The sequence below is a fragment of the Nocardioides coralli genome (assembly GCF_019880385.1).
In the GTDB taxonomy this organism is placed as follows: Bacteria; Actinomycetota; Actinomycetes; order Propionibacteriales; family Nocardioidaceae; genus Nocardioides; species Nocardioides coralli.
The window spans coordinates 1613039-1635306 of the sequence record NZ_CP082273.1 but is presented as its reverse complement, the minus strand read 5'-3'; the positions used below and the strand labels follow the sequence as shown (position 1 = coordinate 1635306).

The 22268-nt window shown below is 69.3% G+C and carries 16 protein-coding genes and 2 rRNA genes; 3 read left to right on the top strand and 15 right to left on the bottom strand.

The window, feature by feature from the left end:
- Positions 1-41: 41 nt before the first annotated feature.
- The 11 genes from K6T13_RS07970 to argC form a co-directional block, all read right to left on the bottom strand.
- Positions 42-3183, bottom strand: a 23S ribosomal RNA gene (locus K6T13_RS07970).
- A gap of 448 nt (positions 3184-3631) precedes the next feature.
- Positions 3632-5152: ribosomal RNA gene (locus tag K6T13_RS07965) — 16S ribosomal RNA — on the bottom strand.
- The 16S and 23S rRNA genes sit together here, the layout of an rRNA operon.
- A gap of 346 nt (positions 5153-5498) precedes the next feature.
- Positions 5499-6101, bottom strand: a complete 603-nt coding sequence (locus K6T13_RS07960; protein WP_222897953.1) for a DNA-3-methyladenine glycosylase — start codon at positions 6099-6101, stop codon at positions 5499-5501.
- Positions 6094-7506 (bottom strand): argininosuccinate lyase, encoded by a 1413-nt coding sequence (gene argH / locus K6T13_RS07955; RefSeq protein ID WP_222897952.1) that lies wholly within the window; start codon positions 7504-7506, stop codon positions 6094-6096. The genes K6T13_RS07960 and argH overlap by 8 nt, the downstream gene beginning before the upstream one ends.
- A complete protein-coding gene (gene argG / locus K6T13_RS07950; RefSeq protein ID WP_222897951.1) occupies positions 7506-8939 on the bottom strand; it encodes an argininosuccinate synthase in 1434 nt (477 codons plus the stop codon). Before argG ends, argH begins: the two co-directional genes overlap by 1 nt.
- A gap of 46 nt (positions 8940-8985) precedes the next feature.
- Complete coding sequence (locus tag K6T13_RS07945) at positions 8986-9510, bottom strand: arginine repressor (RefSeq protein WP_222897950.1); 525 nt, start codon at positions 9508-9510, stop codon at positions 8986-8988.
- The gene (argF, locus tag K6T13_RS07940; protein ID WP_222897949.1) at positions 9503-10432 is read right to left on the bottom strand and encodes an ornithine carbamoyltransferase; all 930 of its coding nucleotides are present in this window, start codon (positions 10430-10432) and stop codon (positions 9503-9505) included. The genes K6T13_RS07945 and argF overlap by 8 nt, the downstream gene beginning before the upstream one ends.
- Positions 10429-11586 carry an acetylornithine transaminase gene (locus K6T13_RS07935; protein ID WP_222897948.1) on the bottom strand — a complete coding sequence of 386 codons (1158 nt, stop codon included), beginning with the start codon at positions 11584-11586 and terminating at the stop codon, positions 10429-10431. The genes argF and K6T13_RS07935 overlap by 4 nt, the downstream gene beginning before the upstream one ends.
- Entirely contained in the window at positions 11583-12542 is a 960-nt protein-coding gene (gene argB, locus K6T13_RS07930) for an acetylglutamate kinase (protein WP_222897947.1), read from the bottom strand. The genes K6T13_RS07935 and argB overlap by 4 nt, the downstream gene beginning before the upstream one ends.
- Positions 12539-13690 (bottom strand): bifunctional glutamate N-acetyltransferase/amino-acid acetyltransferase ArgJ, encoded by a 1152-nt coding sequence (gene argJ, locus K6T13_RS07925; RefSeq protein WP_222897946.1) that lies wholly within the window; start codon positions 13688-13690, stop codon positions 12539-12541. The genes argB and argJ overlap by 4 nt, the downstream gene beginning before the upstream one ends.
- Positions 13687-14715, bottom strand: coding sequence for an N-acetyl-gamma-glutamyl-phosphate reductase (gene argC / locus K6T13_RS07920; protein WP_346729104.1), 1029 nt, complete (start codon positions 14713-14715; stop codon positions 13687-13689). The genes argJ and argC overlap by 4 nt, the downstream gene beginning before the upstream one ends.
- 85 nt (positions 14716-14800) lie before the next feature.
- On the opposite strand from argC, the gene K6T13_RS07915 reads away from it, so the two are divergent.
- Positions 14801-15589: a maleylpyruvate isomerase family mycothiol-dependent enzyme gene (locus K6T13_RS07915; RefSeq protein WP_222897944.1), complete on the top strand. Its 789-nt coding sequence runs from the start codon at positions 14801-14803 to the stop codon at positions 15587-15589.
- Here the strand turns inward: K6T13_RS07915 and K6T13_RS07910 are convergent.
- Positions 15586-16446 carry an FHA domain-containing protein gene (locus K6T13_RS07910; protein WP_222897943.1) on the bottom strand — a complete coding sequence of 287 codons (861 nt, stop codon included), beginning with the start codon at positions 16444-16446 and terminating at the stop codon, positions 15586-15588. The two genes, K6T13_RS07915 and K6T13_RS07910, sit on opposite strands and share 4 nt — an antisense overlap.
- 17 nt (positions 16447-16463) lie before the next feature.
- Complete coding sequence (locus tag K6T13_RS07905) at positions 16464-16694, bottom strand: hypothetical protein (RefSeq protein ID WP_222897942.1); 231 nt, start codon at positions 16692-16694, stop codon at positions 16464-16466.
- Between the two features lie 52 nt (positions 16695-16746).
- On the opposite strand from K6T13_RS07905, the gene K6T13_RS07900 reads away from it, so the two are divergent.
- Both K6T13_RS07900 and K6T13_RS07895 read left to right on the top strand, forming a co-directional pair.
- Positions 16747-17646 (top strand): DICT sensory domain-containing protein, encoded by a 900-nt coding sequence (locus K6T13_RS07900; RefSeq protein ID WP_222897941.1) that lies wholly within the window; start codon positions 16747-16749, stop codon positions 17644-17646.
- Positions 17643-18620: an SDR family NAD(P)-dependent oxidoreductase gene (locus K6T13_RS07895; protein WP_222897940.1), complete on the top strand. Its 978-nt coding sequence runs from the start codon at positions 17643-17645 to the stop codon at positions 18618-18620. Before K6T13_RS07900 ends, K6T13_RS07895 begins: the two co-directional genes overlap by 4 nt.
- Positions 18621-18626: 6 nt before the next feature.
- Here the strand turns inward: K6T13_RS07895 and pheT are convergent, their stop codons facing one another.
- Positions 18627-21122: a phenylalanine--tRNA ligase subunit beta gene (pheT, locus tag K6T13_RS07890; RefSeq protein ID WP_222897939.1), complete on the bottom strand. Its 2496-nt coding sequence runs from the start codon at positions 21120-21122 to the stop codon at positions 18627-18629.
- Between the two features lie 4 nt (positions 21123-21126).
- Complete coding sequence (gene pheS, locus K6T13_RS07885; RefSeq protein WP_222897938.1) at positions 21127-22224, bottom strand: phenylalanine--tRNA ligase subunit alpha; 1098 nt, start codon at positions 22222-22224, stop codon at positions 21127-21129.
- Positions 22225-22268 lie beyond the last annotated feature (44 nt).

Below are 22268 nucleotides of genomic sequence, written 5' to 3'. Positions count from 1 at the left end.
GACCGTGTTCCCCGGGTGGTGGGGGTGTGGTCGTGTGGGTGTGGGACAAGCCCTCGGCCTATTAGTACCGGTCGGCTGGGCATTGCTGCTGTACACCTCCGGCCTATCGACCCACTGTTCTGGTGGGGGCCTTAACCCCTCGTGGGGGTGGGAAACCTCATCTTGAAACGTGCTTCCCGCTTAGATGCATTCAGCGGTTATCACTTCCGAACGTAGCTAACCAGCCGTGCCCCTGGCGGGACAACTGGCACACCAGAGGTTCGTCCATCCCGGTCCTCTCGTACTAGGGACAGCCTTTCTCAAGTTTCCTACGCGCGCGGCGGATAGGGACCGAACTGTCTCACGACGTTCTAAACCCAGCTCGCGTGCCGCTTTAATGGGCGAACAGCCCAACCCTTGGGACCTACTCCAGCCCCAGGATGCGACGAGCCGACATCGAGGTGCCAAACCATCCCGTCGATATGGACTCTTGGGGAAGATCAGCCTGTTATCCCCGGGGTACCTTTTATCCGTTGAGCGACCACGCTTCCACATGCCGTGGCCGGATCACTAGTTCCGACTTTCGTCCCTGCTCGACATGTCTGTCTCACAGTCAAGCTCCCTTGTGCACTTACACTCGCCACCTGATTGCCAACCAGGCTGAGGGAACCTTTGAGCGCCTCCGTTACTCTTTGGGAGGCAACCGCCCCAGTTAAACTACCCATCAGGCACTGTCCCTGAACCAGATCATGGTCCCAGGTTAGACATCTAGTACGACCAGAGTGGTATTTCAACGTTGACTCCACCTCCACTGGCGTGAAGGTTTCACAGTCTCCCACCTATCCTACACAAGCCGAACCAAACACCAATACCAAACTATAGTAAAGGTCCCGGGGTCTTTCCGTCCTGCCGCGCGTAACGAGCATCTTTACTCGTAGTGCAATTTCGCGCCGAGTCCATGGTTGAGACAGCGCCCAAGTCGTTACTCCATTCGTGCAGGTCGGAACTTACCCGACAAGGAATTTCGCTACCTTAGGATGGTTATAGTTACCACCGCCGTTTACTGGGGCTTAAATTCTGAGCTTCACCACCGAAGTGGTTGACTCGTCCTCTTAACCTTCCAGCACCGGGCAGGAGTCAGTCCGTATACATCGTCTTACAACTTCGCACGGACCTGTGTTTTTAGTAAACAGTCGCTTGGGCCTGGTCTCTGCGACCCTCCCCGCTTCCCCCAGCTAGTGGGTTGACGGTTCGGGTCCCCCTTCTCCCGAAGTTACGGGGGCATTTTGCCGAGTTCCTTAACCATGGTTCTCTCGATCGCCTTGGTATTCTCTACCTGATCACCTGAGTCGGTTTGGGGTACGGGCGGCGCATAGCTCGCTAGAGGTTTTTCTCGACAGCATAGGATCACCCACTTCACCAGAAGTGGCTCCCCATCACATCTCAGACTCCACATCAAAGTGAGAGACCCGGATTTGCCTAGGTCTCGTCCTACATGCTTGGCCACGGACAACCATCGCCGTGGTTGGGCTACCTTCCTGCGTCACCCCATCGCTTGACTACTACCGGATCGGGTCCCACGCTCCACCACCGGGCCACCGGCCCGAAGGCCGACATACCCGGGGTTTCGGGTGGTTAGCATCACCGGCCTCGTCAGGGTCGCTACGTTGCCGGTACGGGAATATCAACCCGTTGTCCATCGACTACGCCCTGTCGGCCTCGCCTTAGGTCCCGACTTACCCAGGGCAGATTAGCTTGACCCTGGAACCCTTGATCATTCGGCGCACGGGTTTCTCACCCGTGATTCGCTACTCATGCCTGCATTCTCACTCGTGCCGCATCCACCCCTGGATCACTCCGGGACTTCCCACGCGACACGACGCTCCCCTACCCATCCACACACCTGAACCAACCCCACGAAAGGGCGGCTTGGCTTACGCGTGAATGCCATAGCTTCGGCGGATGACTTGAGCCCCGCTACATTGTCGGCGCGGAATCACTTGACCAGTGAGCTATTACGCACTCTTTCAAGGGTGGCTGCTTCCAAGCCAACCTCCTGGTTGTCACTGCGACTCCACATCCTTTTCCACTTAGTCACCGCTTAGGGGCCTTAGCTGATGGTCTGGGCTGTTTCCCTCTCGACGACGAAGCTTATCCCCCGCCGTCTCACTGCTGCGCTCTCACTTACCGGCATTCGGAGTTTGGCTAACGTCAGTAACCTGGTCGGGCCCATCGGCTATCCAGTGCTCTACCTCCGGCAAGAAACACACAACGCTGCACCTAAATGCATTTCGGGGAGAACCAGCTATCACGGAGTTTGATTGGCCTTTCACCCCTATCCACAGGTCATCCCCTCAGTTTTCAACCTAAGTGGGTTCGGTCCTCCACGTCGTCTTACCGACGCTTCAACCTGCCCATGGATAGATCACTCCGCTTCGGGTCTTGAGCGCGCTACTGAAACGCCCTGTTCGGACTCGCTTTCGCTACGGCTACCCCACACGGGTTAACCTCGCAACACACCGCAAACTCGCAGGCTCATTCTTCAAAAGGCACGCCATCACCCCACCCGAAGGCAAGGCTCTGACGGATTGTAGGCACATGGTTTCAGGTACTATTTCACTCCCCGCCAGGGGTACTTTTCACCTTTCCCTCACGGTACTGGTCCGCTATCGGTCATCGAGGAGTATTTAGGCTTAACGGGTGGTCCCGCCAGATTCACACGGAATTTCAGGAGTTCCGTGTTACTTGGGAAAACGCTCCACAGACGCACGCTTACGGTTACGGGGCTCTCACCCTCTCCGGCGCCCCCTTCCAAGGGACCTCACCTTCACGACGCGTTTTATCACTGCCCGAGGGGCCGGCAGACCCCTCACGAACGCTCCCACGACCCCCCACAACACAACCCCTGCCGGGTATCACATGCATGAGGTTTAGCCTCATCCGATTTCGCTCGCCACTACTCTCGGAATCACAATTGTTTTCTCTTCCTACCGGTACTGAGATGTTTCACTTCCCGGCGTTCCCTCCACACGCCCTATGCATTCAGGCGCGGGTAACACGACATGACTCGTGCTGGGTTTCCCCATTCGGACACCCCCGGATCACAGCTCGGTTGCCAACTCCCCAGGGCTTATCGCAGGCTCCAACGTCCTTCATCGGCTCTCGATGCCAAGGCATCCACCATGTGCCCTTCACAGCTTGTCTCCACACACACACACCCCACCACACCCCAGAAAACACCAGGGCACGGCGGCCACGCATGCACAGAAGACACAGACTACAAAGATGCTCGCGTCCACTATCCAGATCTCAAACAACAACCCCACACCGCCCCGACGACTCCCCTCTCCGACGAGGAGCCCAGGCACGGCCAGGACCAAGACAACCAACCCACCCCCACACCCCGATCCCCCACCACCACACACCATCAGCGCAGCAGCAGGGGACAACCAGGGAAACCAGCAGGGGCCGGCCCGATGCCTCAGAACCCCAACAGTGTGCCCCCACCCCGACCACCAGCCACCAGCACCGGACACAACCGGCACCAGCACCCAGCAACCACACGGGCAGGGAATGTCGACAGATTCCACTAGTGAACACCCCACACAACCCACCAGACACTCGCCCGGTGAGCACAGGGCGTGCTCCTTAGAAAGGAGGTGATCCAGCCGCACCTTCCGGTACGGCTACCTTGTTACGACTTCGTCCCAATCGCCAGCCCCACCTTCGACCACTCCCTCCGCAAGCGGTTGGGCCATGGGCTTCGGGTGTTGCCGACTTTCGTGACGTGACGGGCGGTGTACAAGGCCCGGGAACGTATTCACCGCAGCGTTGCTGATCTGCGATTACTAGCGACTCCGACTTCATGGGGTCGAGTTGCAGACCCCAATCCGAACTGAGACCGGCTTTTTCCGATTCGCTCCCCCTCACGGGATCGCAGCGGTCTGTACCGGCCATTGTAGCATGCGTGAAGCCCTGGACATAAGGGGCATGATGACTTGACGTCATCCCCACCTTCCTCCGAGTTGACCCCGGCAGTCTCCCATGAGTCCCCAGCACCCCGAAGGGCCTGCTGGCAACATGGAACGAGGTTGCGCTCGTTGCGGGACTTAACCCAACATCTCACGACACGAGCTGACGACAGCCATGCACCACCTGTACACCCCCAAAAGAAGCCCCATCTCTGGAGCGGCAGGGTGTATGTCAACCCAGGTAAGGTTCTTCGCGTTGCATCGAATTAATCCGCATGCTCCGCCGCTTGTGCGGGCCCCCGTCAATTCCTTTGAGTTTTAGCCTTGCGGCCGTACTCCCCAGGCGGGGCGCTTAATGCGTTAGCTGCGGCACGGAACCCGTGGAATGGATCCCACACCTAGCGCCCAACGTTTACGGTGTGGACTACCAGGGTATCTAATCCTGTTCGCTCCCCACACTTTCGCTCCTCAGCGTCAGGACATGCCCAGAGAACCGCCTTCGCCACCGGTGTTCCTCTCTGATATCTGCGCATTTCACCGCTACACCAGGAATTCCGTTCTCCCCCTGCATGCCTCCAGTCTGCCCGTATCGAAAGCAAGCCCAGAGTTAAGCCCTGGGTTTTCACTCCCGACGCGACAGACCGCCTACGAGCCCTTTACGCCCAATAATTCCGGACAACGCTCGGACCCTACGTATTACCGCGGCTGCTGGCACGTAGTTGGCCGGTCCTTCTTCTGCACCTACCGTCACTTGCGCTTCGTCGGTGCTGAAAGAGGTTTACAACCCGAAGGCCGTCATCCCTCACGCGGCGTTGCTGGATCAGGCTTCCGCCCATTGTCCAATATTCCCCACTGCTGCCTCCCGTAGGAGTCTGGGCCGTGTCTCAGTCCCAGTGTGACCGGTCACCCTCTCAGGCCGGCTACCCGTCGAAGCCTTGGTAGGCCATTACCCCACCAACAAGCTGATAGGCCGCGAGCACATCCTCCACCGAAAAACTTTCCACCCCCCCACATGCGTGAAGGAGTCATATCCGGTATTAATCCCGGTTTCCCGGAGCTATCCCGAAGTGGAGGGCAGATTACTCACGTGTTACTCACCCGTTCGCCGCTCGAGTACCCCCGAAGGAGCCTTTCCGCTCGACTTGCATGTGTTAAGCACGCCGCCAGCGTTCGTCCTGAGCCAGGATCAAACTCTCCGTAGAAAACCTACAAAAAACTCAAACCTGACAACAAACCCTGACACAATTGCCAGAATCAATCATCAAACCCAAACAACAACACAACAAACATTGCGCCATTGACAGGGCACACAAACTAATTCTATCGACATAAACACACTGTTGAGTTCTCAAACATCGGGCGCGCACCGACACCGACCCTTGCGGGCCAGCGCTGGGGCAACCTGCAAAAACTTACCGGTCCGGCTCGGTGCCCGTCAACTCGACGGGGCCGGGCTGTTCCGGCGCCGCGCGCGCCACCCAACGAGGGCCAGAGCCCGAGGTGTTGGGAGCCGCTCTCGCGACGGGTGGAACGTTAGCAGCGCGCTCGTCACGATCCCAAATCGGGTGCCCTCGTGGGCCTCGGGGTGGCCGGCCGGTAGGTCGAGACGGACCGCTCGCCGGGCAGCCAGAAGCGCCACGGACGCTCGGGAGCACCTCGCAGCCCGACCCGGGGGCCCGTCTGCCACCCGGTCATCGGCTCCCCCAGCTCCAGGGTCACCGGACCCGTGGCCAGGTCGGTCCCGTCCTGCTCGTGGGTGATGCCGAGGACCGAGCACAAGCGCGCGGGTCCGCGGGCGAGGTCGCGCTCGGAGGACCGTGGTCGACGCAGAGCCGCGACGTCGACACCCGCCACCACCTCGCCGGCACGCAGCAGCACCGCGCTGGCGACCCCGTCCTCCCCCGTCACCACGTTGCAGCAGTGGTGCATGCCGTAGGTGAAGTAGACGTAGAGGTGCCCCGGCGGGCCGAACATCACCTCGTTCCGTGCGGTGCGACCCCGGTAGGCGTGCGAACCCGGGTCGTCGGCACCGGCGTATGCCTCCACCTCGGTCAGGCGCACGGCGACGTCGCCGTGACGGACCACGGCGCCCAGCAGCCGGGGGGCGACCTCGAGGACGGGGTGGGCGAGAACAGCGGCCAGGTCAGGCAAGGCGCTCCCGCAAGGTGGTCACGGCGTCGGCGAGCTCGGCGAGCTGTTCGCGCACGCGGACCGGTGCCGTGCCACCCCGCCCGCGGCGGGACGCCACCGACCCCTCGACGGTGAGCACGGTCCGCACCTCCGGTGCCAGGTGCGGGGAGATGGCCCTCAGCTGATCGTCGGTCAGGTCCGGCAGGTCGAGGCCTAGCTCCTCGCACCGGCGGACGCAGGCGCCGGCGAGCTCGTGGGCGACCCGGAACGGCACGCCCTGCCGCACCAGCCACTCCGCCACGTCCGTCGCCAGGGAGAACCCCCGCGGCGCCAGCTCTGCCATCCGCGCGGCGTCGAAGCGCAACGTGGCGACCAGCCCGGTGACGGCGGGCAGCAGGACCTCGAGGGTGTCGACCGAGTCGAGCACCGGCTCCTTGTCCTCCTGCAGGTCGCGGTTGTAGGCCAGCGGGAGTGCCTTCAGCGTGGTCATCAGCCCCGTCAGGTTGCCCACGAGGCGGCCGGCCTTGCCACGCGCGAGCTCGGCGACGTCGGGGTTCTTCTTCTGGGGCATGATGCTCGACCCGGTCGACCAGGCGTCGTGGAGCTCGACGAAGCCGAACTCGTGCGTCGACCACAGGATCAGGTCCTCGGCCAGTCGGCTCACGTCCACCCCGACCATCGCGGCGACGAACCCGAACTCGGCGACGAAGTCCCGTGCTGCGGTGCCGTCCATCGAGTTGGCCGAGCTGCCCGTGAACCCGAGCTCGGCGGCGACCGCCTCCGGGTCGAGACCGAGCGACGAGCCGGCGAGGGCGCCTGACCCGTACGGCGAGTCGGCGGCGACGCGCGTGTCCCAGTCGAGGAGCCGGTGCACGTCCCGGACGAGGGGCCACGCATGAGCGGCGAGGTGGTGGGCCAGCAGCACCGGTTGCGCGTGCTGGAGGTGGGTGCGGCCCGGCATGACCACGTCGAGGTGGTCGTGCGCCTGCCTGTGCAGGGCCGCGACGAGGTCGAGCACGTGCCCGGCCACGACGCGCGCGTGGTCGCGCAGGAACACCTTGAGCATCGTGGCGATCTGGTCGTTGCGGGACCGGCCGGCGCGCAGCCGGCCGCCCACCTCGGGGCCGACCTCCTCGAGGAGCAGACGCTCGAGCGCGCCGTGGACGTCCTCGTCGCCCGGGTCAGGACGCAGCTCGCCGGCGGCGTACCGCTCCCCCAGGACGGTGAGCCCCCGCAGGAGCTCGGTGTGGTCGTCGTCGGTCAGCAGCCCGGCCCGGTGCAGGGCGTTGGCGTGGGCGCGCGACCCGGCGAGGTCGTAGGGAGTCAGCCGCCAGTCGAAGTGGGTCGACCTCGACAGCGCCTCGAGCTCGGGCGACGGCCCGCCGGCGAAGCGGCCACCCCACAGCTTGCCCTCGTTGGTCGTCATCAGTCGGTCCCGAACTCCATAGCGGCGTGGTCCAGCGCCGCCTCGCTCTCGTCACCCTCCGCCTGCGGGTTGCGGGTGATCCGGTCGTAGCCACCCGGCTCGATCGCCCCGTAGAGGGTTCCGTTCTCGACGAGCACCTGCCCCTGGTCGAGCGGCTGCCCGGCGTACATCTCGAGCTTGGCGCGCGAGTCGGCGATGTCGAGGTTGCGCATCGTGAGCTGGCCGATGCGGTCCAGCGGCCCGAACGCCGCGTTCTCGGTGCGCTCCATCGACAGCCGGTCGGGGTGGTAGGAGAACGCCGGTCCGTCGGTGGCGAGCACGGTGTAGTCCTCTCCTCGCCGCAGCCGCAGCGTGACCTCCCCCGTCACCAGCGAGGCGATCCACCGCAGCATCGCCTCGCGCAGCATCAGGGCCTGGGGGTCGAGCCAGCGGCCCTCGTAGAGGAGCCGTCCGAGCCGCCGGCCGTCCGCGTGGTACTGGGCGATCGTGTCCTCGTTGTGCACGGCGTTGAGCAGCCGTTCGTAGGCGGCCCACAGCAGGGCCATCCCCGGCGCCTCGTAGATGCCCCGCGACTTGGCCTCGATGATGCGGTTCTCGATCTGGTCGCTCATGCCCAGGCCGTGACGACCGCCGATCGTGTTGGCCTCGTGGACCAGCGCGACCGGGTCGTCGAAGGTGATGCCGTTGAGGGCGATCGGCCGGCCTTCGTGGAACCGGACCGTCACGTCCTCCGCCTCGATCGTGACCGCCGGGTCCCAGAACCGGACACCCATGATCGGCTGGACCGTCTCCAGGGACACGTCGAGGTGCTCGAGGGTCTTCGCCTCGTGGGTGGCGCCCCAGATGTTGGCGTCGGTCGAGTAGGCCTTCTCCGCGGAGTCGCGGTAGGGCAGGTCGCGCTCGGAGAGCCAGCGGCTCATCTCGGCACGCCCGCCGAGCTCGTGGACGAAGTCGGGGTCCAGCCACGGCTTGTAGATGCGCAGCTCCGGGTTGGCCATCAGCCCGTAGCGGTAGAAGCGCTCGATGTCGTTGCCCTTGAAGGTCGACCCGTCGCCCCAGATGTCGACGCCGTCCTCGTGCATGGCACGGACGAGCATGGTGCCCGTCACCGCGCGGCCCAGCGGCGTGGTGTTGAAGTAGGCCCGACCTCCCGAGCGGATGTGGAAGGCGCCGCAGGCGATCGCCGCGAAGCCCTCCTCGACGAGCTGGGTCCTGCAGTCGACGTGGCGGGCCAGCTCGGCGCCGTACTCGAGGGCGCGACCGGGCACGCCGTCGATGTCGTGCTCGTCGTACTGACCGATGTCAGCGGTGTAGGTGCAGGGCACCGCGCCCTTCTCGCGCATCCAGGCGACGGCGACGGAGGTGTCGAGCCCGCCGGAGAACGCGATGCCGACGCGCTCGCCGACCGGGAGGGAGACCAGGACCTTGCTCACGTGGGAACCCTTTCGGGAGAGGTGGGACGGGTGCGCGGGCGGCCGCTCAGCCGGGGACCGTCTGGTCACCGGCGAGGGCCACGAATCGTCGGGCCAGCGCGTCGCCGCCCCCCGAGACCCGCCCGATCACCAGCACGGTGTCGTCGCCGGCGATCGTGCCGAGCACGTCGGACAGCTCTGCCTTGTCGAAGGAGCTGGCCAGGAACTGGGCGGCACCGGGGGGCGTGCGGAGCACGACCAGGTTGCCGACGGCCTCGGCGCTGACCAGGAGCTCGTTGCAGAGCCGCGCGAGCCGCTGGTGTGCCGCGGCGTTGTCGCCGGGCACCACGGGCCGACGGTCGCCGCCCTCCCCCGGCACCGAGTAGACGAGCGCGCCGGAGTGACCGCGCACCTTGACCGCCTCGAGCTCGACGAGGTCGCGGCTCAGCGTCGCCTGCGTGACGTGGAGGCCGCTCGCGGCGAGCAGCTCGGCGAGCTCGGTCTGCGACCGCACCTCGTGGTGGGTCACCAGGGCGATGATGCGCTGGTGGCGGGCGCTCTTGGTGGTCGGCCGGAGGGCGGCGTCAGTCATCGTCGGCCCCCAGCAGCCACGTGAGGATCGCCTTCTGGGCGTGGCGCCGGTTCTCGGCCTCGTCCCAGACAAGACTGCGCGGCCCGTCGATGACCTCCGCGTCGACCTCCTTGCCGCGGTAGGCCGGCAGGCAGTGCAGCAGGACGGCGTCGTCGGCCGCGCGGGCGAACAGCTCGCTGGTCACGGTGTACGGCGCGAGGTCGGCCAGCCGGTCGGCGGCCTCGTCCTCCTTGCCCATGGACACCCAGGTGTCGGTGACGACGACATCGGCGCCGGTGACGGCCGCCACCGGGTCGGTCTCCAGGGCCACCGACCCGCCGGTCCCGGCGGCGACCGCCGCCGCGCGCTTCACCATGGCTGCGTCCGGCACGTAGCCCTCCGGGGCGCCGATCACCACGTGCATGCCCGCGGTCGCACCCGCCAGCAGCCAGGAGTTGCCCATGTTGCAGGCGCCGTCCCCGACGAAGGCGACGCGCTGCCCCGCGAGCCGACCACGGTGCTCCTGCACCGTCAGCAGGTCGGCCAGCAGCTGGCACGGGTGGTAGTCGTCGGTCAGCGCGTTGACGACCGGCACACCGGCGTACGCCGCCATCTCCTCGATCCGGTCCTGCCCGTAGGTGCGCCACACGACCACGGAGGCCTGGCGTCCCAGGACGCGGGCGACGTCGGCGATCGACTCGCGGACCCCGATGCCAGCGAGGCTGCCGTCGACCAGCATCGGGTGGCCGCCGAGCTCCGCGATGCCGGCCGCGAAGGACGCCTGGGTCCGCAGCGTCGGCTTGTCGAAGATCATGGCGACCGTGTGCGGGCCGGCCAGCGGCTGCCGGTCGAACGGGGCCTGCTTCATCGATAGCGCGAGCGCCAGCACCTCCGCCTGCTCGGCGGGGGTGAGGTCGTCGTCGGCAAGGAAGTGACGGGTCACGAGGGGTCCTCCACGATCCCGGCCCACGCGTCGGCGAGCTCGGCCACGTCGGCCTCGGTGATGGTGAGCGGTGGGGCGAAGCGCAGGCGGGCCGGGCCGGTGTTGTTGAGCAGGAAGCCGGCGTCCTGCCCCCGGGTGACGACCCCGACGGCGCGCTCGTCGGCCAGCTGGGCGCCGATCATCAGCCCCCGCCCCTCGACGGCCGTCACGTGGGAACTGCTCCGGAGCATGTCGACCAGCTGCCCACCGCGGTCGACGGCGTTGCCCAGCAGCCCCTCCTTCTCGACGGTCTCGATGACGGCGAGGCCGGCCGCGCAGGCGACCGGGTTGCCGCCGAAGGTCGTGCCGTGGTTGCCCGGCCCGAGCAGCGCTCCCGCCTCCCCCAGTCCGACGCACGCGCCGACGGGGATCCCGCCGCCGAGCCCCTTGGCGAGGGTGACCACGTCGGGGGCGACGGCGGGGTCGTGGGCGAACCACTCGCCGGTGCGTCCCACGCCGGTCTGGACCTCGTCGAGCCAGAGCAGCGCACCGTGGGCGCGAGTGATGTCGCGCGCGGCTGCGAGGTAGCCGTCCGGCGGGACGACGACACCCGCCTCGCCCTGGATGGGCTCGAGGACGACGGCCGCCGTGCGGTCGTCGACGGCAGCACGCAGCGCCTCGACGTCCCCGTAGGGCACCCAGTCGACCTCGCCGGGCAGCGGCTCGAACGGCTCGCGGTAGGCGGCCTTGTGGGTGAGCGCCAGCGCTCCCATCGTGCGGCCGTGGAACGAGCCCTCCGCGGCGACGAGCCGGGTACGGCCGGTCCGGCGGGTGAGCTTGAGGGCCGCCTCGTTGGCCTCGGTGCCCGAGCTGACGAAGAAGACCCTCCCCTCGGACCCGCCGAGCAGCTCGAGGATGCGCTCGGCCAGCTCCACCTGGGGGGCGGTGGTGAAGAAGTTGGAGACGTGGCCGAGCGTGCGCAGCTGCTCGGTGACCGCGTCGACCAGTGCGGGGTGGCCGTGACCGAGGGCGTTGACGGCGATCCCGCCGAAGAAGTCGAGATAGCTGCGGCCGGCGTCGTCCCACACCCGGGCACCCTCGCCCCGCACCAGCGCGAGCCGCGGTGGGCCGAAGGTGTTCATCAGCGCCTGGGGGTAGCGGTCCTGGAGAGTCATCCCTTCGCCTTCCTGAGCCGGGTCGGTACGCCGGGGAGCACCTGGGTGCCGATCCCCTCGTCGGTGAAGAGCTCGAGCAGCACCGAGTGCGGCTCGCGACCGTCGACCACGGTCGCCTTGGCCACGCCGCCGGTCACCGCCCGGTGGCAGGCGGTCATCTTCGGGACCATGCCGCTGGCCAGCGTCGGCATCAGCTCCTCGAGCGCCTCGGGGCTGATCTCCTGGATCACGTCGTCGCTGTCGGGCCAGTCGCGGTAGAGCCCCTCGACGTCGGTGAGCACCAGCAGCTTCTCCGCGCCGAGCGCGATCGCCAGGGCGGAGGCCGCGGTGTCGGCGTTGACGTTGTGGACCCGGCCGTCGGCGTCGGGCGCGACGCTCGAGATGACGGGGATCCGCCCGGCGTCGACGAGGTCGACCACCGCCTCCGGGCGTACGGACGCGACCTCACCCACGAGGCCGAGGTCGACCTCCTCGCCGTCGACGATCGTGTTGGCCGGCTTGGCGGTGAACAGCCCGGCGTCCTCGCCGGACAGGCCGACCGCGAGGGGTCCGTGGTCGTTGATCAGCCCGACCAGCTCGCGCTGCACCTGCCCGACCAGCACCATGCGCACCACGTCCATGGCCTCGGGGGTGGTGACGCGGAGCCCCCCGCGGAACTCCGACTCGATGCCGAGGCGGTCCAGCATCGTCGAGATCTGGGGGCCGCCGCCGTGCACGACGACCGGCCGGAAGCCCGCGAACCGCAGGAAGGCGATGTCCTCTGCGAAGGCCTGCTTGAGGGTGTCGTCGGTCATCGCGTTCCCGCCGTACTTCACCACCACGACCTTGCCGTGGTAGCGCTTCAGCCAGGGCAGGGCGCCGGCGAGCACCCGCGCCTTGGCCGAGGCCCGCTCGTGCTGCGCGGTGAGGTCGGGGAGGTCGGGGACGTCGGGGGTCTGGGGCTGTGACGTGGTCATGAGCTGTAGGCGCTGTTCTCGTGGACGTAGGCGTGGGTCAGGTCGTTGGTCCAGACGGTGGCCCGGGCGGGCCCCGCCTTGAGGTCGATGGTCACGCTCACCTCGCGACCCGACAGGTCGACCTTGGCGGGGTCCTCCGCCGGGGTGGAGCGTCGGCACACCCAGACGCCGTTCATGGCGACGTCGAGGTCGGCCGGGTCGAAGGCGGCACCCGTGGTGCCGATGGAGGCCAGCACGCGGCCCCAGTTGGGGTCGTTCCCGAAGACGGCGGTCTTGAACAGGTTGCTGCGCGCCACGCTGCGGCCGACCTCGACCGCCTCGTCCTCGCTCGCCGCACCCAGGACGGTGATCGCGATCTCGTGGCCGGCTCCCTCGGCGTCGGCGAGGAGCTGCATGGCGAGGTCGGTGCAGGCCCGGGTCAGCGCGTCGGTGAAGTCGTCGGTGGTCGGCGTGATGCCCGAGGCGCCGCTGGCCATCACCGAGACCGTGTCGTTGGTGGACATGCAGCCGTCGGAGTCGAGCCGGTCGAAGCTCACCCGCGTGGCGGACCGCAGCGCGGCGTCGAGCTCGGCCGCGTCCACCACCGCGTCGGTGGTGAGCACCACGAGCATCGTCGCCAGCTGGGGCGCGAGCATGCCCGCGCCCTTGGCCATGCCGCCGATGCTCCACCCGGCACCCTCGACGACGACCTGCTTGCTGACGGAGTCGGTCGTCATGATCGCCTCGGCGGCATCAGCACCCCGGTCGGGCGCGAGGCCGGCGTACGCCGCGTCGACCCCCGCGAGGACGGCGTCGCGGTCGTTGGCCAGGCCGATCAGCCCCGTGGAGCACACGACGACGTCGACGGCCCCGATCCCGAGGTGTCCCGCGACCCGCTCGGCGACCGCATGGGTGGTCTGGAAGCCGTCCGGGCCGGTGTAGCAGTTCGCGCCACCCGAGTTGAGCACGATCGCCCGCACGACTCCGTCGCGGGCGGCCTCCTCGCTCCAGAGCACGGGATTCGCCTTGCAGCGGTTGGCCGTGAAGACACTCGCGGAGTCGTGGCGGGGCCCGTCGTTGACGACGAGCGCCACGTCGCGCGCGCCGGTGGACTTGAGACCGGCGGCCACGCCCGAGGCCCGGAAGCCGGCCGGGGTCGTGATGCTCACGGGGCGAGCCCGACCGTCGTCAGGCCGGTCGTCTCCGGCATGCCCAGCGCGAGGTTGAGGCACTGCACGGCGGCGCCTCCGGTCCCCTTGGCGAGGTTGTCGACGACACCCACGGCGAGGAGGCGGCGTGCGGCCTCGTCGACGGTCACCTGCACCTGGACGGCGTTGGAGCCGAGCACGGACTGGGTCTGCGGCCACTGGCCCGGGGGCAGGACGCGCACGAACGGCTCGTCGGCGTAGGCCTTCTCGTAGACCGCGTGCGCCTCGTCGGCGCTGACGTCGCCCGCGAGCGGCGCCGAGCACGTGGCGAGGATCCCCCGCGACATCGGGACCAGGGTCGGCGTGAAGCTGACCCGCACGTCACCTCCGGCGACCTGGGTGAGGTTCTGGACGATCTCCGGGGTGTGCCGGTGGACACCCCCGACGCCGTAGGCACTGGCGTTGCCCATGACCTCACTGCCGAGGAGGTGCGGCTTGGCCGCCTTGCCGGCACCGCTGGTGCCCGAGGCGGCGACCACCACGACGTCGGGCTCGACCAGGCCGGCGGCCAGGGCGGGGACGAGGGTCAGCGTCGAGACGGTCGGGTAGCAGCCCGGCACGGCGATCCGGGCTGCCCCGGACAGCCGGTCGCGCTGGCCCGGCAGCTCCGGCAGCCCGTAGGGCCACGACCCGGCGTGGTCACCCCCGTAGAACTGCTGCCACGCGGCCGCGTCGCGCAGCCGGTAGTCGGCCCCGCAGTCGATGACCACGGTGTCCTCGCCCAGAGCAGCCGCCAGTGGCCCCGACTGCCCGTGCGGAAGCCCGAGGACCACGACGTCGTGGCCTGCGAGGGTCTCGGGGGTGGTCTCGTCGAGCACCCGGTCGGCCAACGGGCCGAGGTGGGGCTGCAGCGCCCCCAGGGGTTGACCCGCGTTGGAACCACCCGTGAGGGCACCGATCTCGACGTCCGGGTGGCCGAGCAGGAGCCGAAGCACCTCGCCCCCGGCGTACCCGCTCGCTCCGGCAACAGCGACGCTGACTGGCATGTGCATGACCATACATGCAATAGCACGATCATGCATCTGCGATCGGTCCCGTGACGTGCGCGACCAGCGGGTCTAGCCTGCGAGGATGAAGCTCGACTCCGAGGATTACCTCCGGCACCTCGCGTCCGAATCATCACGATTCCGCGAGGTGCTCTCGTCGTGTGAGCCGTCGGCCCGCGTCCCGGGCTGCCCGGACTGGAACGCCGCCGACCTGCTGTGGCACCTCACCGAGGTCCAGGACTTCTGGGCCCACGTCGTCACGCACCGGCCCAAGGCACCGGACGACTACCCCGACCCCAAACGACCCTCGGGGCACACCGAGATGCTCGCCGTCTTCGACGAGCGGTCACGGGCACTGCAGGACGCGCTGGCGGCGGCGGAGGCGCCCGACGAGGCCTGGACGTGGTCCACCGAGCAGACGGTCGGCTTCATCATGCGTCGCCAGGCGCTCGAGGCCTTGGTCCACCGGGTCGACGCCGAGCAGGCCGCGGGTGCGGAGTCACCGCTGGACGCGGCTCTCGCCGCTGACGGCGTGGACGAGGTGCTCGACGTCATGTACGGCGGGTGCCCGCCGTGGGGCAGCTTCAGCCCGCTCCCCCACTACCTGCGGCTGGACATCACCGACACCGACGAGCAGGTGTGGGTACAGCTGGGCCGCTTCTCCGGGGACGATGCCGAGGGGACCCACCACGACGAGGACGACATCCACGTCGTGGCGGACCCGGGCGTCGAGCCCGACGCCGTCATCAGCGGCGCTGCCGCGCCCTTGCTGACGCGGCTGTGGCGCCGCGGTGACGGATCGGAGATCCACCTGGCCGGCGACCTGAAGATCGTCGACCACTTCCGGCAGGTCATCCACCAGCCGATCAACTAGTCGGCCGATCCGGTCGGCCGGTCCTCCCGGAGGGCGTGCCGCGGCGGCTGGGGCCGCTGGAACCCGAGCTCGCCACCGATCCGGCCGCCGTAGGGCCGACCGTGGTCGGCGTACTCCTCCCGGGAGAAGACGAGCTGGCGCACACCGAGGTCGACCCGTGACCCCGTCCGCAGGACCCGCTCCCGGATCCGCTCGCCGTGCACGCGCACATCCGGGTGCAGCGCCACGAGCACGAACTCGTCGTCCGCGTCGTGACGCACCTCCGCATGCCTGGCGGCGAGTCCCGGCAGCACGACGTCGCACGCGGGGTCGCTACCGATCGTCGTGACCTCGCTCTGCAGCCAGTGCACGGGATGGTCGCTGCGCGCGACGTCCGTCATCGGCACCTCGACCAGTCGGGGACCACCGCCACGACCCGGGTCGTGCGTCGTGGTCACCCGCTTCACCGGGCGTCGCAGGAAGGTCGGCGCGACCGGGTACGGCGTGGAGGGCGGCGTGAGGCCGCCGCCCGGCAGCGCTCCGCCGGCGTCACGTGCCCGACCTCGACCGGCGGCCAGCAGACCCCGGACGCCCGCAACGCGCAGGTGGGCGCTGCGGGTCACCGGACGCTGCCACCAGGGGGTGCGGACGTCGCCCATCCGCAGCAGGCTGCGACCCCCGCGGTCGGTGACCCGCACGCGCAGGCCGAGGTCCGCCAGCTCGTCGGCGACGCGACGCAAGGACTCCGCGTCGCTGCCGCCGGCGAAGGCCGCCGGGTCGCTCACGGCGAGCGTGAGGTCGCTGCCGCTGCCGGTGAGCGAGCCGGTGACCGGTGGCCGACCGTCGACGTCGACCTGGAAGCACAGGTCGGCCTCCACGCGGGTGACCCTCGCGGTCACGAGGACTCCCGCGTGGTGGAGTCGTCGGTGGAGACCCGGAGGGTACCGTCGAACTTCCACACGGCCCGAGGGGCGCTGGGTCCGGTGTCCCGCGGGATCTCGACGGACATGTCGACGAACTGGTAGTTGATCGCGGCGCGGCGGCCGGTCAGGAACGACCACATCTCGCGGCCGAGGTCGGTCCAGTCGACGACCTGGTTGCTGGACTCGTGGGTGCTGGTGCTCATGACTTCCTCCTCAACAGTTTCCTAAACACGTTGTTTAGGTTACTGTTCAAGTATGAGCACGGAGACGACGAAGACGCAAGGGGCCCCCCCAGCACCTGACACGCTGCTCACGATCGGGGAGCTCGCGGCCCACACCGGTCTCACCCCCGAGCTGCTGCGCACCTGGGAGACCCGTCACGGGTTTCCCGAGCCGATCCGGTTGCCGAGCGGGCACCGGCGCTACACAGGTGACGACGTGCGCGCGGTCCAGCGGGTGCTGGAGGAGCGTGACCACGGTGTCCGCCTGGAGCAGGCCATCGCCGCCGCGGTGCGCGCCGGGTCCGTCGAGGACTCCGGGTCGGTCTACGCCGCCCTGTCCGCGCGCCACCCGACCCTCCCCTCCTACACCCTGACGAAGCGGACGCTGTTGGCGCTGTCGTGGGCGATCGAGGACGAGAGCGTCGCCGCGGCCACGCAGGCCGTGCTGATCGGCACCTTCCAGAAGGCGCGCTACTTCGGCCACTCGCGGGCCCGCTGGGAGGACCTGGCGCGTACCGCCCGCGGGGCGATGGTGATGGCGAACTTCACCGAGCACGACGACGACGCCCGGCCGGTGCGGGTGGCTCTTCCGGACGACTCCCCGTTGCTGCGGGAGTGGATCGTGGTGTGCGACGGGGCCAGCCTCGCCGCAGTGCTGGTCGCCATCGAGCTCCCCGGACAGGACGCGGTACCGGAGCCCGAGCGGCACTTCGAGGCGATCTGGAGCGTCGAGGGCCGGATCGTGCGTGACGCCGCGGCGATGACGGCGGGGGCAGGAGCCGCCCTCGGCTCCGAGGGCTCGCGACGCGTCCTCGGGCTGCTGGAGGACGCACCGCCACCCGCGCCCGCCTCGACCCGCAACGCGACAGCGGTCTTCAACCGCATGGTCGCCTACACGGACGGCACCGTGCTGCGCGGACGGGGGAAGCGATGACGGGTGAGCGGCTGGCGCGTGCGGTGGACACGACCCTCGACCGGACGATCGCTCCCGGCTACAGCAAGGTCGGCTACCTGGTCCGCAAGGCGTTGCCGGGATGGCCGGCCGACCCGTCCCCGCACGCCCTGGCCGGCCGCCACGCGCTCGTGACCGGGGCGTCCTCGGGACTCGGCACGCAGACCGCCGACGAGCTGGCAGCACTGGGCGCGCACGTGCACCTCGTCGTGCGCGACTCCGACAAGGGTCGATCCGTGCAGGACCGCCTGGTCGCCACCCACGGCGACAGGTTCACGCTGTGGACCGCAGACCTCGGCGACCTCGCGCAGGTCGAACGCCTGGCCACGGGCATCGCGGCCACGGCTCCCCCACTCGCGGCCCTGGTCCACAACGCCGGGGCCCTGCCTGCCCAGCGCACGCTGTCACCCCAGGAGCACGAGCTGACGATGGCGCTCCACGTGCTGGCCCCGGTGCTGCTCACCGAGCGGCTGCTGCCGACCCTGGACGGGAACGACGCGCGGGTGCTGTTCGTGACCTCGGGTGGGATGTACGCCCAGCGGCTGCGGGACGACGATCCCGAGTACCGCCGGGGCGACTACTCGGGCACCACGGCGTACGCCAGGAGCAAACGCGCGCAGGTCGAGCTCCTGCCGCGACTCCAGGAGCGGTGGGAAGCGGCGGGCGTCTCGGTCTACGCGACCCACCCCGGGTGGGCGGACACGCCCGGGGTGCTGGACTCCCTGCCGACCTTCCACCGCGTGACCGGTCCGGTGCTGCGGGACCTCCACCAGGGTGCCGACACCACCGTCTGGCTCGCCGCCGTGGAGCCGGCGCCCGAGGGCGGCACGCTCTGGCACGACCGGCGGCAACGGCCCGTCGCCCTCACCCCACGGACCCGCAGCACGGCCGCGCAGGTCGACCGGATGTGGCGCTGGGTGCAGGACCAGCTCGATCTGCCCGACCGCGCCGCCTGACCGGGGTCAGCTCCGCAGGATCGCGCCGTGCCGTTCGCCCGCCAGGGCGACGGCGTCCTCCCGCGCGGCCGATGCCTCCCCCTCCGTGAGCGTGCGGTCGGTGGCCCGGAAGCGGAGGGCGAACGCCAGGGACTTCTTCCCCTCCCCGACCTGGGCACCGGTGTAGACGTCGAACAGTCGCACCGACTCGAGCAGGTCACCCGCGCCCTCCCGCAGGGTGGCCTCGACCTCGGCAGCGGTGACCCCCTCGTCGACGACCAGGGCGACGTCCTCCTTGGCCACGGGGTAGTGCGACCAGCCGCGGGCCCGGACCTCCTCGGGGGCGAGCGCGAAGAGGCGGTCCAGGTCCACCTCCGCGGCCACGGCACGGGACGGCACGTCGAAGGCGGCGCACACCCGCGGGTGCAGCTCGCCGGCCCAGCCGACCACGACACCCTCCGCCAGCAGCGCCGCGCAGCGGCCCGGGTGCCACGGCGCGTGCGTGGACGCGCTGACCTGCAGGTCGACGCCGAGCACGTCGGCGACGTCACGAACGGCGGCGACCGCGTCGCTCCACTCGAACGTCCGGCCCTCACCCCACCAGCCGGACCGGACCTGCTCGCCCACCGCGACCACGCCGAGGTGGAGCGGCTGCTCGGGGACGGCCTTGACCAGCGCGGCGTACTCGTCGTCGTCGGGGCGGCGGTCGACCGGCAGGATGGCGGTCGCCTCGCCGCGGGGCTCGGTGACAGTGGCGAGCTCGAAGATCGCCACGTCGTCGGCACCGCGCCCGTGGTTGCGCGCGACCGCCCGCAGCAGGCCAGGCAGCAGCGTCGTCGTCATCGCCGGCTCCTCCGCGGAGAGGGGGTTGGCGAGGGTGAGCACCGTCCGGCGCGGGTCGTCGGCCGGGAGCTGGAGCCGGTCGAGGTCCGCGTGCCCGACGAAGGGGAAGCTCACGACCTCGACGAAGCCCGAGCCGGCCAGTGTGCGGCCGACGCGACGACGCAGCCGCTGCCGCCGGGTGAGGCCGCGGCCCGGCGGGGCGGGCGGCAGCACCGACGGCACGTTGCGGTAGCCGACGATGCGGGCGACCTCCTCCACCAGGTCGTGCGGGTCGCGCAGGTCGGGGCGCCACGGCGGGACCGTGGCGGCGACCCGGTCACCCTCGCGCTGCACGGCACACCCGACCGCCGTCAGGTGCTGGACCGTCGTGTCGGCGTCGATGTCCATCCCGGTGATGCGGGACGGCAGGTCCACCGGGATGGTGATCGTCGGGGAGGCCGGCGGGGTCCCGACCACGGTCACGCCGGGCTCGGCCGTCGCACCGCCGTACGTCGTCAGCAGCTCGACGACGCGGTCTGCGGCGGCCTCGCAGATCGTGGGGTCGACGCCCCGCTCGTTGCGCTTGCCCGCCTCCGAGGTGACACGGTGCCGACGACCGGTCCGGAACATCGCGACCGGGTCCCAGTGCGCGGCCTCGACCAGCACCCGCGTCGTGGACGCGGAGATCTCGGTGCTCTCACCGCCCATGACGCCGCCCAGGCCGATCGGGCCGGAGTCGTCGGTGACGACCAGGTCCTCGGGATGCAGCTCGCGCCGCTGCCCGTCGAGCGTGGTCAGCGACTCCCCCGGCTCCGCCCTGCGGACCCGCACCGGCCCCTGGAGGGTGTCGGCGTCGTAGCCGTGGATGGGCCGTCCGGTCTCGAGCATCACGTAGTTGGTCACGTCGACCGCCAGCGAGATGGGCCGCATGCCGGCGCGCAGCAGCCGCCGGGCCATCCACGCGGGCGTCGGGGCGGAGGGGTCGAAGCCGGTCACGGTGCGGGCCACGAAGACCGGGCAACCTGCCGGGTCGTCGACGACGACGGGGTAGCCGGCGTCGTCGGCCGGCGGGACGTCGCGCGCGACCGGGTCGCGGAACGACGCGCCGCCACCGTGGACGGCGTACTCCAGCGCGGCCTCGCGGGCGATCCCGCGCAGCGACAGCGCGTAGGCACGGTCGGGGTTGATCTCGAACTCGACGACCTCGTCGCGCAGGTGGAGCAGCCCGATGGCGTCGTCACCCGGCGCTCCGGCGTCCGGTGGCAGGACGATGATGCCGTCGTGGTCCTCCCCCAGGCCCAGCTCGCTGGCCGAGCAGATCATCCCGGCCGAGACGTGGCCGTAGGTCTTGCGCGCGGAGATCTCGAAGCCACCCGGCAGCACGCCACCCGGCAGGACGACGACCACCAGGTCGCCAGGCGCGAAGTTGTGCGCGCCGCACACGATGCCCTGGGGATCGCCGGTGCCGTTGGCGTCGCCCACGTCGACGGTGCACCAGTTGATGGTCTTGCCGTTCTTCTGCGGCTCGGCCTCCATCGTCAGCACCCGGCCGACGACCAGGGGGCCGGTCAGGTCGTGGCCGGGACGGTCCAGGGACTCCACCTTGAGCCCGAGGTCGGTCATCGCGTCGGCGAAGGCCGACAGCTCCAGGTCCTGCGGCAGGTCGACGTAGTCGCGGATCCAGGACACGGGGGCACGCATGTGCTCAGAGCTCCGTTCCGAAGTCGGCCGAGAAGCGGACGTCGCCCTCGAAGAAGTCGCGCAGGTCGGCCGCGCCGGTCCGGAACATCAGCGTGCGGTCGATGCCCATCCCGAACGCGAACCCGGTGTAGCGCTCGCTGTCGACACCGCAGGCGGTCAGCACCCGCGGGTTCACCACCCCGCAGCCACCCCACTCGATCCAGCCCTCGCCCTTGCAGGTGCGGCAGTCCTCGGCGTCGACGCCCCGACACACGAAGCACCGGAGGTCCACCTCGGCGGAGGGCTCGGTGAAGGGGAAGTACGACGGGCGGAACCGGGTCGCGATCCCCTCGCCGAACATCCGCGCCGCGAAGTGGTCGAGGCTCCCCTTCAGGTGGGCCATCGAGATGCCCTCGTCGACCACCAGCCCCTCGACCTGGTGGAACATCGGGCTGTGGGTGGCGTCGTACTCGTCGGTGCGGAAGACCCGCCCGGGGCAGATCACGTAGATCGGCGGGGTGCGCGTCAGCATCGTCCTCGCCTGCACCGGCGAGGTGTGGGTGCGCAGCACGAGGTGGTGGTCGGCCGGCTCGGTCCAGAAGGTGTCCTGCATGGTGCGTGCCGGGTGGTCCGGCCCGAGGTTGAGGGCGTCGAAGTTGAGCCACTCCGCCTCGACGACCGGTCCCTCGGCGACCTCCCAGCCCATGGCCACGAAGATGTCCTCGATCAGCTCGGACCCCGTCGTCAGCGGGTGGCGGCTGCCGCGGCGGGCCCGGTCGACGGGCAGCGTGACGTCGACGGTCTCCTCGACGAGCATGCGCTCCTCGTGCTCGGCCTCGAGGACGGCGGTGCGCGCGGCCAGCGCCTGGTTGACCGCTCCCCGCGCCTGGCCCACCCGCTGCCCGGCCTCCTTGCGGGCCTGAGGGGGCAGTGCCCCGATCTCGCGGTTGGCCAGCGCCAGCGGCGACCGGTCACCGGCGTGCTCGAGCCGGACCTGCTTCAGCTCCGCGAGGTCGGCGGCAGCCTCGATGGCGGCGATCGCCGCGTCGCGCATCGCGGCGACGTTCTCCTCGTCCAGGGGGGTCACCTGGACGGGGTCGTAGTCGGTGTTGGGGCCGGACATGGCTCCCTTTCGTGCGGACGTCAGTCAGTGCTGAGGACCCGCAG